This is a genomic window from Brevundimonas sp. TSRC1-1 (genome assembly GCF_049898245.1).
In the GTDB taxonomy this organism is placed as follows: domain Bacteria; phylum Pseudomonadota; class Alphaproteobacteria; order Caulobacterales; family Caulobacteraceae; genus Brevundimonas; species Brevundimonas mediterranea_A.
On the sequence record NZ_JAFCXI010000003.1, the window covers coordinates 385,407 to 400,037 of the forward strand.

The 14,631-nt window shown below is 67.5% G+C and carries 13 protein-coding genes; 5 read left to right on the forward strand and 8 right to left on the reverse strand.

Annotated elements, in window-relative coordinates; all coding sequences use genetic code 11:
* Positions 1 to 75 precede the first annotated feature (75 nt).
* Positions 76 to 4,191 (reverse strand): DNA-directed RNA polymerase subunit beta, encoded by a 4,116-nt coding sequence (gene rpoB, locus ACP7CK_RS11835; RefSeq protein ID WP_008260904.1) that lies wholly within the window; start codon positions 4,189 to 4,191, stop codon positions 76 to 78.
* Between the two features lie 300 nt (positions 4,192 to 4,491).
* Positions 4,492 to 5,181 carry a hypothetical protein gene (locus tag ACP7CK_RS11840; RefSeq protein WP_426026103.1) on the reverse strand — a complete coding sequence of 230 codons (690 nt, stop codon included), beginning with the start codon at positions 5,179 to 5,181 and terminating at the stop codon, positions 4,492 to 4,494.
* A 91-nt stretch (positions 5,182 to 5,272) separates the two neighbouring features.
* Between ACP7CK_RS11840 and ACP7CK_RS11845 the strand changes: the two genes are divergently transcribed.
* Complete coding sequence (locus ACP7CK_RS11845) at positions 5,273 to 5,827, forward strand: FKBP-type peptidyl-prolyl cis-trans isomerase (protein ID WP_426026104.1); 555 nt, start codon at positions 5,273 to 5,275, stop codon at positions 5,825 to 5,827.
* Positions 5,828 to 5,842: 15 nt separating this feature from the next.
* A complete protein-coding gene (locus ACP7CK_RS11850) occupies positions 5,843 to 7,606 on the forward strand; it encodes a patatin-like phospholipase family protein (protein WP_426026105.1) in 1,764 nt (587 codons plus the stop codon).
* On the opposite strand, the gene ACP7CK_RS11855 is transcribed toward ACP7CK_RS11850, so the two are convergent.
* The 5 genes from ACP7CK_RS11855 to ACP7CK_RS11875 are packed head-to-tail and all read right to left on the reverse strand — an operon-like array spanning position 7,572 to position 11,568.
* Positions 7,572 to 8,264: an LrgB family protein gene (locus ACP7CK_RS11855; protein WP_008258778.1), complete on the reverse strand. Its 693-nt coding sequence runs from the start codon at positions 8,262 to 8,264 to the stop codon at positions 7,572 to 7,574. The two genes, ACP7CK_RS11850 and ACP7CK_RS11855, sit on opposite strands and share 35 nt — an antisense overlap.
* Positions 8,261 to 8,644 (reverse strand): CidA/LrgA family protein, encoded by a 384-nt coding sequence (locus ACP7CK_RS11860; RefSeq protein WP_426026351.1) that lies wholly within the window; start codon positions 8,642 to 8,644, stop codon positions 8,261 to 8,263. Before ACP7CK_RS11860 ends, ACP7CK_RS11855 begins: the two co-directional genes overlap by 4 nt.
* Positions 8,645 to 8,646: 2 nt before the next feature.
* Complete coding sequence (locus ACP7CK_RS11865; RefSeq protein ID WP_426026106.1) at positions 8,647 to 10,452, reverse strand: aminopeptidase P family protein; 1,806 nt, start codon at positions 10,450 to 10,452, stop codon at positions 8,647 to 8,649.
* A gap of 18 nt (positions 10,453 to 10,470) precedes the next feature.
* Positions 10,471 to 11,337 (reverse strand): 50S ribosomal protein L11 methyltransferase, encoded by an 867-nt coding sequence (locus ACP7CK_RS11870; protein ID WP_035310799.1) that lies wholly within the window; start codon positions 11,335 to 11,337, stop codon positions 10,471 to 10,473.
* A gap of 3 nt (positions 11,338 to 11,340) precedes the next feature.
* Positions 11,341 to 11,568, reverse strand: a complete 228-nt coding sequence (locus ACP7CK_RS11875) for a hypothetical protein (RefSeq protein WP_426026107.1) — start codon at positions 11,566 to 11,568, stop codon at positions 11,341 to 11,343.
* Positions 11,569 to 11,578: 10 nt separating this feature from the next.
* On the opposite strand from ACP7CK_RS11875, the gene ACP7CK_RS11880 reads away from it, so the two are divergent.
* Positions 11,579 to 12,055 carry a hypothetical protein gene (locus ACP7CK_RS11880; protein ID WP_426026108.1) on the forward strand — a complete coding sequence of 159 codons (477 nt, stop codon included), beginning with the start codon at positions 11,579 to 11,581 and terminating at the stop codon, positions 12,053 to 12,055.
* A gap of 61 nt (positions 12,056 to 12,116) precedes the next feature.
* Here ACP7CK_RS11880 and ACP7CK_RS11885 read toward each other — a convergent pair whose 3' ends face one another.
* Complete coding sequence (locus tag ACP7CK_RS11885) at positions 12,117 to 13,013, reverse strand: LysR family transcriptional regulator (protein WP_008261683.1); 897 nt, start codon at positions 13,011 to 13,013, stop codon at positions 12,117 to 12,119.
* Between the two features lie 97 nt (positions 13,014 to 13,110).
* On the opposite strand from ACP7CK_RS11885, the gene ACP7CK_RS11890 reads away from it, so the two are divergent.
* Both ACP7CK_RS11890 and ACP7CK_RS11895 read left to right on the forward strand, forming a co-directional pair.
* Positions 13,111 to 13,278 carry a hypothetical protein gene (locus ACP7CK_RS11890; protein ID WP_426026109.1) on the forward strand — a complete coding sequence of 56 codons (168 nt, stop codon included), beginning with the start codon at positions 13,111 to 13,113 and terminating at the stop codon, positions 13,276 to 13,278.
* Positions 13,279 to 13,301: 23 nt separating this feature from the next.
* Positions 13,302 to 14,471: an MFS transporter gene (locus tag ACP7CK_RS11895; RefSeq protein WP_426026110.1), complete on the forward strand. Its 1,170-nt coding sequence runs from the start codon at positions 13,302 to 13,304 to the stop codon at positions 14,469 to 14,471.
* Positions 14,472 to 14,631: the final 160 nt, after the last annotated feature.

Below are 14,631 nucleotides of genomic sequence, written 5' to 3' on the forward strand. Positions count from 1 at the left end.
GGGAGAACAGCGCCGTGATTGGTGATTGGTGAGTCGTGACGGGCGTCGGCCCAGTCACGACTCACGCGTCACGCCTCACGAATTCTCCAGCTCCACGTTCAGACCCAGCGAACGCATTTCCTTGATGAGCACGTTGAAGCTCTCGGGAATGCCGGCCTCGAAGCTGTCGTCGCCGCGGACGATGGCCTCGTAGACCTTGGTCCGGCCGGCCACGTCGTCGGACTTCACCGTCAGCATCTCCTGCAGGGTGTAGGCGGCGCCGTAGGCTTCCAGAGCCCAGACCTCCATTTCCCCGAAGCGCTGACCGCCGAACTGCGCCTTGCCGCCCAGCGGCTGCTGGGTGACGAGCGAGTACGGGCCGATCGAACGGGCGTGGATCTTGTCGTCGACCAGGTGGTGCAGCTTCAGCATGTAGATGTAGCCGACCGTGACCGGACGCTTGAACTGTTCACCCGTTTGACCGTCGTACAGGATCGACTGGGCCGACTTGTTCAGACCAGCTTCTTCCAGCAGGCGTTCGATGTCGCCGATGTGCGCACCGTCGAAGACCGGGGTCGCGAAGGGCACGCCCTTGGACAGGTTCTTCGCCAGTTCGATCAGCTCTTCCTCATCCTGCGGCAGCGGGGTTTCCGGGCCGTAGATATGCGTCAGACGATCGATCAGGGCCTGCTTCTGACCACCCTGCTGCCAGGCTTCCAGCAGACCGGAGATCTGCTTGCCCAGGCCGGCGGCGGCCCAACCCAGGTGGGTTTCGAAGATCTGGCCGATGTTCATGCGCGAAGGCACGCCCAGCGGGTTCAGAACGACGTCCACGTGGGTGCCGTCTTCCAGGTGCGGCATGTCCTCGATCGGCAGGATCTTGGAGATGACGCCCTTGTTGCCGTGACGGCCGGCCATCTTGTCGCCGGGCTGAAGCTTGCGCTTCACGGCCACGAAGACCTTGACCATCTTCATCACGCCGGGGGGCAGTTCGTCGCCGCGTTGCAGCTTCTCGACCTTGTCTTCGAAACGACGGTCCAGTTGCTTACGCGCATCCTCGAACTGGCGCTTCATCGCCTCCAGCTCGCCCATGGCCTTCTCGTCGTCCAGGGCGATCTGCCACCACAGACCACGGCTGACCTCGGCCAGCTTCTCTTCGGTCAGTTCGCCGCGGCCGATGCCCTTCGGGCCCGAGACGGCGTTCTTGCCCAGGATCAGCGGCTTCAGGCGGCCATAGACGTTGCGCTCAAGGATCTTGAGCTCATCGTCGCGGTCCTTGCCCAAGCGTTCGATCTCGGCGCGTTCGATCGCCATGGCGCGCTCGTCCTTGTCCACGCCGTGACGGTTGAAGACGCGAACGTCAACGATCGTGCCGGCGACGCCGGGCGGCAGGCGCAGGGAGGTGTCACGGACGTCCGAAGCCTTCTCGCCGAAGATGGCGCGCAGCAGCTTCTCTTCCGGGGTCATCGGGCTTTCGCCCTTCGGCGTCACCTTGCCGACCAGGATGTCGCCCGGCTGGACCTCGGCGCCGATGGCCACGATGCCTGCTTCGTCGAGGTTGCGCAGGGCTTCCTCGCCGACGTTGGGGATGTCGCGGGTGATTTCCTCCGGGCCCAACTTCGTATCACGCGCCATCACTTCGAATTCCTCGAGGTGGATGGAGGTGAAGACGTCGTCGCGCACGATGCGCTCCGAGATCAGGATGGAGTCTTCGAAGTTGTAGCCGTTCCACGGCATGAAGGCGACGAGGGCGTTGCGGCCCAGGGCCAGTTCGCCCAGGTCCGTCGACGGACCGTCGGCGATGACGTCGCCGGCCTTCACCTGGTCGCCCACGCGCACGATCGGGCGCTGGTTGATGCAGGTCGACTGGTTGGAACGCTGGAACTTCGACAGGCGATAGATGTCGACGCCCGAACGGGCGGCGTCCACGTCGCCGGTGGCGCGCACGACGATCCGGGTGCCGTCGATCTGTTCGACGACGCCTTCACGACGGGCGACCACGACGGCGCCGGAGTCCACGGCCACGACCGCTTCCATGCCGGTGCCGACCAGCGGCGCGTCCGACTGCACCAAAGGCACGGCCTGACGTTGCATGTTCGCGCCCATCAGTGCGCGGTTGGCGTCATCGTTTTCCAGGAAGGGGATCAGGGCGGCGGCGACCGAAACGACCTGCTTCGGCGACACGTCCATCATGTCCACGGCGTCGCGGTTCAGCAGCTGGGATTCGCCGTTGATCCGGCCGGGGACCAGGTCCTCGACGATGCTGCCGTTCTTCAGTTCGATGTTGGCCTGGGCGATCGTGTATTTCGACTCTTCCATGGCCGAGATGTAGACCACCTCGTTCTGGGCCACGCCGTCCTTCACGCGACGGTACGGGCTCTCGATGAAGCCGTACTTGTTGACGCGCGCGTGGGTGGCCAGCGAGTTGATCAGGCCGATGTTCGGGCCTTCCGGCGTTTCGATCGGGCAGATGCGGCCGTAGTGGGTCGGGTGAACGTCGCGGACTTCGAAGCCCGCGCGCTCGCGCGTCAGACCGCCCGGGCCAAGCGCCGAAAGGCGACGCTTGTGGGTGATTTCCGACAGCGGGTTCGTCTGGTCCATGAACTGCGACAGCTGCGACGAACCGAAGAACTCGCGAACCGCAGCGGCGGCCGGCTTGGCGTTGATCAGGTCGTGCGGCATGACCGTGTCGATATCGACCGAGGACATGCGCTCCTTGATGGCGCGCTCCATCCGCAGCAGGCCGACGCGGTACTGGTTTTCCAGCAGTTCGCCGACCGAACGGACCCGGCGGTTGCCCAGGTTGTCGATGTCGTCGATCTCGCCGCGGCCGTCCTTCAGGCCGACCAGGATCTGCAGCACCTTCAGCACGTCGTCCTTGCGCAGGACGCGGATCTCGTCGGAAACCTCGGGGGTCTCCAGGCGCATGTTCATCTTGACCCGACCGACGGCCGACAGGTCATAGCGTTCGCTGTCGAAGAACAGCGAGTTGAACATGTTGTCGGCGGCTTCCGGGGTGGGCGGCTCGCCCGGACGCATCACGCGATAGACGTCGAACAGGGCGTCCTCGCGGGTGTCGTTCTTGTCGATGCGCAGGGTGTTGCGCATGTAGGCGCCGACCGTGACGTGGTCGATGTCCAGCACCTCGATGGTGGTGAAGCCGTTTTGCTCCAGCACTTCGATGGTCGGGGCGTCCAGCTCGTCGCCGGCCTCGGCGAAGATCTCGCCGGTTTCGAAGTTGACGGCGTCATTGGCCAGATACTTGGTGACCAGGGCGTCGGCGGCCAGCGACAGCGAGGTCGTGGTGTCGCCCAGCTTCTTGGCGGCGCGGGCGCTGATCTTCTGGCCGGCCTGGGCGATCACTTCGCCGGTGTCGGCGTCGACCAGATCGAACTCCGGCTTCACACCGCGCCAGCGCTCGGCCTTGTACGGCGTGACCCAGCCCTCGCCGCGCTTCTCGTAAGGCACGGTCTCGTAGAAGGTCTTCAGGATTTCTTCGCCGTCCATGCCCAGACCCATCAGGAAGGTCGTGGCCGGCAGCTTGCGGCGGCGGTCGATGCGGACGTAGACTACGTCCTTGGCGTCGAACTCGAAGTCGAGCCACGAACCGCGGTACGGGATCACGCGGGCGGCGAACAGCAGCTTGCCCGAGCTGTGCGTCTTGCCCTTGTCGTGGTCGAAGAAGACGCCCGGCGAACGGTGCATCTGCGAGACGATCACGCGCTCGGTGCCGTTGACGATGAAGGTGCCCTTGTCCGTCATGAGCGGGATGTCGCCCATGTAGACGTCCTGCTCCTTGATGTCCTTGACCGAACGGGCTCCCGTTTCCTCGTCGGTCTCGAACACGATCAGGCGCAGCTTGACCTTCAGCGGCGCGGCATAGGTCATGTCGCGCTGGATGCATTCTTCAACGTCGTACTTCGGATCCTCGAACTCGTACGAGACGTATTCCAGGATGGCGCGTTCGTTGAAGTCCTTGATCGGGAACACCGACTTGAAGACCGCCTCGATGCCCTGCTCCTTGCGCTGGCCCGGACGGACCTCGCGTTGCAGGAACTGTTCGTAGGAAGCGCGCTGGACCTCGATCAGGTTCGGCATCGCGACCGCTTCGGGGATGCGCCCGAAGGATTTGCGGATGCGCTTCTTGCCGGTGAACGAAGTGGCGGAAGCGATCTGACCGTTGATGGCGAGATCGTGGGCGACGTCAGTCATTCAGTGTTTCCCATGACGCACGACCCGGGGAAGTCGCGCGTGAAATGCAGCAGCCACGGCGCGCGTTTTAAGCGTCCGCAGCCAGGTTTTCGGCGTCCACCCTCGGCCCGCTGCCGGGCCAGGACGCCTGAATTGTACCGGCTCCCTGGGGAAGGAGCCGCGCCTTCGCTCCGGTCGGAGGGCGACGGACCGGGCCTCGGCGCTTGCGCGCAGACTCTTTAGGAGTGTTGCGGAACGCGGACATATACTCGCTTCCACGGCGAAATAAAGACCCTTTCGCCTCCCCGCCTTCGACCGCGTCTATTTTTGAATCGCCACCTTCATCTCAAAGCGTGTCGAGCCGTCGGGCTGAACGGTCATCACAAAGTCCACAGGCGTATCATGGCCGCAGGCGGTCCAGGTCCAACGCTCGCTCCACGTTGTCGGATTCAGCGGATCGCCGGTCAGAGACGTTAGCTCGGTATCGGTCAGACGCCCTGCCGCTTGGGGAAACCGGGCCTTGCAGGACGAACTATCGGCGTTCAACATGGGGATAAGCTGAGGCGTCACCTGCCGCAGGATATCCAAATAGAGTCTCGGCCCGGTCATGGTGGCGCCAACGCTCAGGTTCAGTCCACGCCACTGTCCGTCATGGAAAAAGACGAGGACATTGATCTGACGTTCCGCTCCGCACCACTGCGTTGTCGTGCGTATCAAGGCTTCGCCCTGCTCCACCCGCTCGCCGTCAGCCGAGACCTTTATCGGTAAGGTCTCCAAGGCTGTTTGAGCCACGATGCTATCGGCGTCTACTGTCGTATCAACGCAGTCGGGCGCGACCCCCATAGTTGTCCAGGACGCCAGTGCTTGTTGAACGACTGGCTTCCAGTTTCGCTCTGCGGTCGCGTGGATCAGCACTGCCAATGGCTCGCTCGAAACCAGCGCCTCCACAGAACGAAAACCGACCACTTGATCGGCAACCTGTGCCGGCGGCTCGGCCATTTGGGTCATCATAGGTATCATCCCCTTTGCCCATCGCTGCCTCACACCTGGAGGCGACAGACGTGTCTGGCGGCGTAGCACCAGCCTTGGTAGACGTCACCGTATGATCCGCATCGCCCTACCCCTGCTCGCCGCCCTCTCGCTCGCCGCCTGCGCCTCGCGCGGCCAGCCCGTCACCTATGCCGAGACCGCCTCGGCCGCCGCCCGCGCCGCCGCCGAGGTGGAGGGCCAGGCCTCTCTGACGCCGCAACAGGCCTGGGACGCGGGCAACACCGCCTATCTGGCCTGGAACGGCGCCCGGCGCGGCTGGACCACGACCGAAAGCGGCCTGCAGTACCGTCGCGTCGGCAAGGCCCACCCGAACGGCGCCCAGCCGTCAGCGACCGACACGGTCAAGGTCCACTATCGCGGGACCTTCATCGACGGACGCGAGTTCGACAGCTCCTACGCCCGCAACGCGCCGGCCGAGTTCCCGCTGAACCGCGTCATCAAGGGCTGGACCGAGGGCGTCGCCCTGATGCGGGTCGGCGAGATCTATGAGTTCGTCATCCCCGCCTCGCTCGGCTACGGCGGCCGCTGGGTCGGCGGCGACGAACTGCCGCCCAACTCGACCCTGCGCTTCTCGGTCGAACTTCTGGACGTGAAGCCGGCGGCCTGATCGGACAATCCCCCCATGGCTCCGCTTCGTTCCGACACCCTGGCCTCGGCCCTGTCGCGCATCTTCGAGGGGCCGATGATCGATCGGGCCAGTTGGTTCGCCCTGACCGGCGGCGAGCGGCTGTTCACGGCGGGGGATCCGTCAGACACCCTGTATCTGGTCCGTTCGGGCCGTCTGGGCGTCTTCCACAGCGAACCGGATCAGCCCGTCCATCTGCTCGGCGTCGTGCGTCCCGGCGAGCCGGTCGGTGAAATGGCCATGCTGGCGGGGACGCCGCACACCGCCGACGTCGTGGCCCTGCGCGACACCGAAATCCTGGCCCTGCCGCGCGAAGCCTTCTTCGAGGCCGCCCGGACCGAGCCGGACCTGATGGTCGAACTGTCGCGGCTGATGATCCACCGCGCCCGCGAGCGGGCGGGCGGCGCGGCCGAACCCAGCGTCTTCGGCTTTGTCTCGGCCCGCCCCCGTCCGATCCGCGCCTTCGTCGAACGGATCGCCGCCGCGATCCAGGCCATGGGCTTCACCTGCCGGGTCATCGACCAGTCGGCCCTGACCTCGGCCGCCGAATGGTTCAGCCGGGTCGAGGACGGCCACGACTATGTCCTCTATGTCGCCGAACAGGGCCAGCCGGCCTGGGCCGAACTGTGCGCCCGCCAGGTGGACCGGCTGTTCATCGTCGGCAGCGGCCTCTTGGCGCCGCCCGCCGACCTGCCCCGCCGGATGGGCTTCGGCGACGGCCGGCGTCTTACCGACCTGATCCTGCTGCGCGATCCACGCATGAACCAGCCGGCCAACACCCGGGTCTGGCTGAACGTGCTCCAGCCCGACCGCTGGTTCCACTGCGTCTCGGGCGTGGCGGCCGACACCGAGCGGATGGCTCGCGTCATCACCGGCACGGCCGTGGGTCTGGTTCTTTCAGGGGGCGGCGCACGGGCCTATTGCCACATGGGGGCGATCAAGGCGCTGGAAGAGGCCAGGGTGCCCATCGACTTCGTGGGCGGCGCCTCCATGGGGGCGGTCGTGGCCGCCGGCCCCGCTCTGGGCTGGTCGTTCGAACGGCTGGACTACGAGATCCGCCGCGCCTTCGTCGAGTCCGACCCCCTGTCCGACCTGGCCTTTCCCATCATCGCCATGTCCCGCGCCCGCAAGGTGGCGGGCCTGCTGGAGCGGGCCTATGGCGACATAGATCTGGCCGATCTGGCCCTGCCCTTCTTCGCCGTTTCGTCCAACCTGACCTCGGGTCGGATCGAGGTCCATCGCACCGGCCTGATGCGCCGGGCCATGCGCGCCTCCATCGCCATTCCCGGCGTCCTGCCGCCCGTGGTCATGGACGGCCAGGTGCTGGTGGACGGAGCGGTGCTGAAGAATTTCCCCACCAGCGTGATGCGCCAGCTGAACAGCGGCCCCATCATCGGCGTGGACATGTCCCAGACCCGCGGCGTCGATCCGGCCGCACTGGAAAATCCGCCCTCCTGGTGGAAATGGGTGCTGTCGGGCGCCTGGAAGGCCGGCCCGCCCATCGTCTCCATCCTGATGCGCTCGGCGACCATCACCACCGACGCGGAGATGGATCAGTCGCGCGCCGCCGCCGACGTCCTGATCCTGCCCAAGATCGGCGGAACCGACATCCGCGACTGGAAAGCCTATGACGAACCGGTCGCTGCGGGATACGAGGCGACCAAGGCGGCGCTGGCGGAACTGCCCTGCCCGGTGGGACGTATCCGCAATCGCCCCGGCTCAGGGGCTATAGCAGCAGGGCCAGAACCGACAGGAGCGTAGCTGTCGCCACGGCGTTCAAGGCCATGCCCAGGCTGGCGAACGCGCCCGCCGTCGCATCGACCTGAAACGCGCGCGCTGCGCCAAATCCGTGGGCCGAGACCCCGATCGCCAGACCGCGTGCGCGGAAATCCCGGATCTTCAGAGCATTGAACAAGGGAGTCGCCGTCATGGCTCCGATCACCCCGGCGATCAGCACAATGACCGCCGCCAAGGCCGGAACCCCGCCCAGTTGCTGGGCGACGGCCATCGCCACCGGGGTCGTCGTCGCCCGCGGCGCGATCGACGCCAGGATTTCACGCGGCGCGCCGAACAAGGTCAGAACACCCACCGCGCTGACCACCGCCGTCGTCGCTCCCGCCGCCAGCGCCAGGCTGATCGGAACAGCCAGCCGCCGGATCAGCGCCCGCTGCGCCCAAACCGGAACCGCCAGGCCCACGACCGCCGGTCCCAGCAGGAAGCTCAGCGCCTCAGTCGCGCTCCTGTAGGTGGCGTAGCCGGTGCGGGTGATCAGCAACAGACCGATCAGAACCGGCGTCGCCAGTAGAACCGGATGGCAGAGCGGATGCCTTTCGCTGCGACGCGACAACTGGTCGGCGCCCTCGAACACCACCAGCGTAACCGCCAGCCAGAACAGCGGCGTCGTCATCAAGGCGTTCACGACATCGCCTCCCCGCCCTCTTTGTCCCCTGCGTCTTCAGGCCCAAACCGCGCGACCGCCCACCGGAACACCAGCGCGGTCACCACCATCGTCAGAAGCGTTGAAACCGCAGTGGCCGCCAGAATACCGATCCCGTAGCGGGACAAGGGCTCGCCCTCGTCAATCAGTCCGACCGCCGCTGGCACGAACATGATCGACAGGTGCGCCGTCAGCCACGCCGTCACCGCCTTCAGAGTGGGCCGCTCGCGCGGGACCAGCGCCAGCCAGCCCAGCAGCAGAACCAGACCGATAACGGACCCCGGAAGCGGCAGACCCGTCACCCTGTGGATCACCTCGCCCATCAACTGGCAGGTCATCAGAAGGGCTATGGCGGCGAGCATGGTCACAGCGGCGCGCAGGCCTGCTCCAGCCAGGCCCGCACCTCGGCCCCGACCAGGGGCCCGACCTTGGCCAGGGTCTCGGCGTGATAGGCGTCGACGTAAGCCCGTTCGGGCGGGGTCAGCAGATCCACCGCGATCAGCTTGCGATCGATGGGCGCAAAGGTCAGCTGTTCGAACCCGTGCATCGGCCGCTCGCCGCCCTCGGGAACCACGGCCGGCGTCACCACCTGCAGGGTCTCGATGCGGATGCCCCAGTGGCCCTCGCGGTAATAGCCGGGCTCATTGGACAGGATCATCCCCTCCAGCAGCGGCTGGCTGGTGCCCCATTTGGCGATCCGCTGCGGCCCCTCGTGAACCCCCAGATAGGAGCCGACGCCGTGGCCGGTGCCGTGATCGTAATCCAGGCCCGCCGCCCACATCGGCGCGCGGGCGATGGCGTCCAGAGCCATGCCGCTGGTCCCCGCCGGGAAGCGGATGGTCGCCATGGCGATATGGGATTTCAGCACCAGGGTGAACTTGTGACGCTGGTCCGCCGTCGGCTCGCCCACCGCCATGGTGCGGGTCACATCGGTCGTCCCGTCCAGATACTGGCCGCCGCCGTCCACCAGCAGCAGGGAGCCCTTCTCGATCTTGCGGATCGTGGCGCCCACCGGCTTGTAATGCGGCAGGGCGCCGTTCGGCCCGGCGCCGGCGATGGTGTCGAAGCTCAGGTCCTTCAGCCCCCCGGTCGCCTCGCGGAACCGCTCCAGCGTCTCCACCACCTCGCGCTCGTCCGGCAGGGTCTGCTGCGCCGTCGTATCGACCCAGTGCAGGAAGTTCGCCAGGGCCGCGCCGTCGCGGATATGGGCCCGGCGGCTGCCCTCGATCTCGACCGCATTCTTGGTCGCGCGCGGCAGGGCGCAGGGGTCCGCCGCCCGCACCACCGTCGCTCCCGCCTGCTCCAGCCGGTCGAAATACCAGGCGGACGACAGGGCCGGATCGATCATGACCTTCTTGCCCGCCAGACCGTCCAGCGCCTCGGCCAGCCGTTCGGGCGCCTCCAGCTGGACGTCGTCGCCCAGCCAGGCCGGCAGTTCATTCGTCACCTTGGCCCCGTCCAGGAACAGCCGCGCCTTGCCGTCGGCCTCCAGCACGGCCTGGCCGATCGGCAGGGGCGAACGGATCACGTCGCCGCCGCGTACATTGAACAGCCAGGCGATCGACATGGGCGCGGTCAGCACCACGGCCTCGGCGCCGGCGTCGGCCACGGCCTGACCGATCCGCGCCCGCTTCGCCGCATGGCTTTCGCCGGAATAGACGTCCTCGTGAGGAACCACCGGGGCGGTCGGCTGGGCCGGACGATCCGCGCCCCACGCCTGATCCAGCGGATTGACCTCGACCGGCTTCAACTCGGCCCCGGCCTTCTGCGCCGCCCGCTTCAGGGCGACCAGGGCGTCCGGGCTGTGCAACTTTGGATCATAGCCGATCACCTGACCCGCGCTCGCCGTCTCCAGATAGACGGCGACGTCGTTCAGATCACGCCGTTCGAACAGGGCCGGATCGGTCTGGGCCTTGACCTGGACCGTATAGCGGCCGTCGGTGAACATGCTGGCCCGATCCTGAAACACCACCGCCGCCCCGGCCGAGCCGGTGAAGCCGGTGGCCCAGGCCAGCCGCTCGTTGGCGTCCGGCAGATATTCGTTCTGATGCTCGTCCTCGTGCGGGATCAGGAAGCCGTCCAGCCCCTGCTCCGCCATTCGGGCGCGCAGCAGCGGCAGGTGCTTCGCCCCGAAGGACGGATCGGTGGTCTCATCAAAGGTCTGGCGCATCGTCTCGTCTCTCGTTCCTCAGCCCATCCGCCGCAGCACCAGGGCGCTCCAGGCGTCGTGATGGATGCGCTTCTCCAGCCGGAATCCGCGCGAGGTATAGGCCGCCGTCACCCGGCGCTCCTGGGTCCGCAACAGGCCCGACAGGATGGCGACCCCGCCCAGGCTCAAGGCCATCTTGATGTCCTGCGACAGGGCCACCAGCGGCGGGGCCAGGATATTGGCGAAGACCAGATCATAGGGCCCATGACGGCGCACCCGCTGATCGTTCAGGCCCGAGGCGTGGACGAAGCTGGCGTGGGCCTGGTTCAAGGCGGCGTTCTCGTTGGCGATCCGCACCGAGGGGGCGTCGATGTCGGTGCCGACCGCGATCCGACTGCCGGTCCGCGCCGCCGCGATGGCCAGGACGCCCGTGCCGCAGCCGACGTCCAGCACCCGCTCGAACCGCTCGCGCTTCAGCAGGTCGTCGAAGGCCTCCAGACAGCCGACCGTCGTGCCGTGGTGGCCGGTGCCGAAGGCGGCGCCGGCGTCGATCTTCAGATTGACGGCGTTGGGCGGCACCCGTCCCTCGTCATGCGCCCCATAGACGAAGAAGCGCCCGGCGCGCACCGGCGGCAAGCCCGACAAGGACATGGCCAGCCAGTCGGCGTCGGCCAGCTTCTCGACCGTGACAGTGACCGGATAGTCGGCCAGGGTCGCCTTCAGCCCCTCGACCTCCTCGGCCGTGGTCGGGAAGGCGTCGATGCGCCAGATGTTGCGATCCTCGTCCTCTTCCAGGATGGAATAGGTCGCGCCCTCAAGCGTGGGATCGGCGTCGATGGCGGCGGCGGCGGCCTCTGCGTTTTCGCGCGGACCCCGTGCGATTATCTGAACTGCAGACTCGGACATTTTTCAAACACCGCTAAGATGACGAATCATTGCGATCCGGCGCTTCGTCTTCCCGACGCCGCCGGGCTTTTTAACGAACCGAGGGGTCGGGGAATACATGGCCAAGTCACCGTCTACGTCTAAAACTGCGTCGCCGAAGCCGGCGACCGCCGCTTCCAAGCCTAAAGCTGCGCCGAAGTCGAGCGCCGCGAAGGCCGTCGCCGAGAAAACCGTCACGCCCAAGGCCGCCAAGCCCGCCGCCGTGAAGACCGCCACCGCCAAACCGGCCGCTGCAAAAACACCCGCCAAGACGACCGCGCCCAAGGCCGCTGTCGCCAAGACGTCGCCGGCCAAGCCCAAGGCCGCCCCGGCCGCCAAGCCGACCGCCAAGCCGGCCGCACCCGCCGCTTCCAAGTCTGCCCCCGTGAAGGCCGCCGCGCCCAAGGCGACGACGAAGACCGCCGCCAAGGCCGCGCCGAAGACGTCTGCGCCCAAGCCCGCCACGGCCAAGCCTGTCGCAGCCAAGGCGCCGACGCCCAAGGCTCCGGCCGCTGCGTCCAAGCCGGCTGAACCCGTCGCCGCTCCGGCTCCCAAGCCCGCCGCCGCCGCACCGGCTCCCGCGCCGACGCCCAAGCCGGTCGAAACGCCCAAGCCCGCGCCGGCGGCCGCGCCTGCGCCCAAGGCTGAGGAAAAGGGCTTCTTCGCCAAGCTCGGCGACATGATCTTCGGCAAGCGCTGATCACGGCTCACAGACCAGACTGAAGTCGCCGGACGGTTCGCCCCGTCCGGCGATTTTCGTTTCAGCGCAGCCGTTCCGCCAGAAAATCCACGAACACCCGCACGCGCGCCGGCATATTGGCGCCGCCGACGAAGACCGCATGGATCGGCTCCCGGTCGCCCGGATTGAAGTCCTCCAGCAAGGGAACCAGCCGCCCCGCGTCGATGGCGTCGGCCACGCTGAAATTCCCGACCCGCGTCACCCCGACCCCGGCCACCGCCAGCTGAGTCAGGGTCTCGCCGTTGTTCGCCTCGATCGGCCCCCGCACCGTCAGGGCGTAGTCGCGGCCGTCCCGGCGAAACGGCCAGACGGGCTCGGCGCGGCGGAAGTTGAAGTTCAGGCAATCATGGTCGTGCAGGTCTTCCGGAACCGTCGGCGTCCCGCGTCGGGCCAGATAGTCGGGCGAGGCGACGATGGTCCGCCCCGTGTCGCCCAGACGCCGCGCCGTCAGCGGACTGTCGGCCAGCGGCCCGAACCGGATCGCCACATCCGCCTGTCCCGCCGCCACATCGACCACGACATCGGTCAGGTTGATGTCGATCAGGATGTGCGGATAGCGACGCACGAAATCCCCGAGCAGAGGCACCACATGCTGGCGTCCGTGGGCCAGTGAGGCGCTGACCCGCACCCGCCCGCGCGGCGCCCCCTGATCGGCGATGCCCTGTTCGGCGTCGTCCAGGTCGGCGAGGATGCGACGCGCCGCGCCCAGATAGGTCTGGCCCTCGGCCGTCAGGGTCAGGACGCGCGTCGTGCGCAGCATCAGCCGCACCCCCAGCCGCGCCTCGATCCGGTCGATAGTCCGGCTGACCGCCGACGGGGTCAGGCCCAGGACCCGCCCGGCGGCGGAGAAACTGCCGCTTTTAGTCACGGCGACGAAGATCTCCATCTCCCGCGCCCGGTCCGCGCCATTCATCTGCATCTTTGCGTCCAGATCAAAAATCCTTGGCCTCCCGCCTGCCTACCGCCGCTGCGGCGCGGCGTCCATCTGTGCGTCCGAACACAGACGAGGGACAGTCATGGACTATCGCCAACTTGGATCATCGGGCCTGCGGGTTCCCGTCCTCAGCTTCGGCACGGGCGCATTCGCGGCGCTCGACGCCGCCAGCGCCGTCCTGCCGTCCTATCCCCACAGCCCCTGTCGCCAGCAGGAAGGATTCGCCCGCCTGAACCCGCCGCTGGTCTGAACCTCCCAAAGGTCTCCTCCCCCATGAAACTCAATCCTCCCCTCCTCGCCCTCGCGGCCGGGGCCTTCGGCATCGGCGTGACCGAGTTCGCCCCGATGGGCCTGCTGCCGGTCATCGCCACGGACCTGGGCGTCTCCATTCCCACGGCCGGTCTGTTGATCAGCGCCTATGCGCTGGGCGTCATGCTGGGCGCGCCCCTGATGACCCTGACCACGGGTCGCGTGCCGCGCCGCGCCCTGCTGATCGGCCTGGCCGCCGTCTTCACCCTGGGCAATCTGATGGCGGCCGTCTCGACCGACTACGCCATGCTGCTGGTCGCGCGGGTCGTCACCTCGCTGAACCACGGCGCCTTTTTCGGCGTCGGCTCCATCGTGGCCGCCAGCCTGGTGCCGCCCAACCGTCAGGCCGGCGCGGTCGCGGCCATGTTCATGGGCCTGACCATCGCCACCGTCGTCGGCGTGCCGCTGGCGGCCTGGGCAGGCGACGTCCTGGGCTGGCGCGCCTCCTTCTGGGCCATCGCCGGCATCGGCCTGATCGTCATGGCCGCCCTGCGCCTGACCCTGCCCAAACTGCCGGCGCCGGCCGGCGGCGACGCCCTGGCGGAGGTGCGCGTCCTGGGTCGCGGCCCCGTTCTGTCGGCCCTGGCCCTGACCGTGATCGGCTCCAGCGCCATGTTCACCGTCTTCACCTATATCGCCCCGATCCTGCATGAAGAGGCCCACGCCTCCATCGGCTTCGTCACCGCCATGCTGGTCGTCTACGGCCTGGGCCTGACGGTCGGGAACTGGCTGGGCGGCAAGTTCGCCGACCGGTCGGTGGATCGCACCCTGATCATCACCCTGGCGTCTCTGACGGCCATCCTGGTTCTGTTCGCCTTCACCATGCCGTTCGCCGTTCCCGCCCCGTTCGTGATCTTCATCTGGGGCGTGGCCAGCTTCGCCCTGGTGCCGCCGCTGCAGGTGCGGGTGATGGCCGCCGCCTCGGATGCGCCCAACCTGGCCTCGTCGGTCAATATCGGCGCGTTCAATCTGGGCAACGCCGTCGGCGCGGCCGTGGGCGGGGCGGTGATCGCCGGGGGGCTGGGCTATCCGGCGGTCGCCCTGGCCGGCGCCGCCTCTGCGGCCCTGGGTCTGGTTCTGGTCCTCTTTCTGACCCGCAAGCGCGCCCCCGCCACGGCTCCGGCCATCGGCTGACGGCTCAGCCCCTGGAAAAGATGCGACCTCGGCCGACGCCGGGGTCGCATCCTCCATCGCGTGGCGACGGCGGAATATCGATAATAGTTGACTTTTGCGAGGGGACTTCTATATCGCGTCCAGCCTCGGGACAGGTCTGCGATACGCGCCGCCCGCTCGC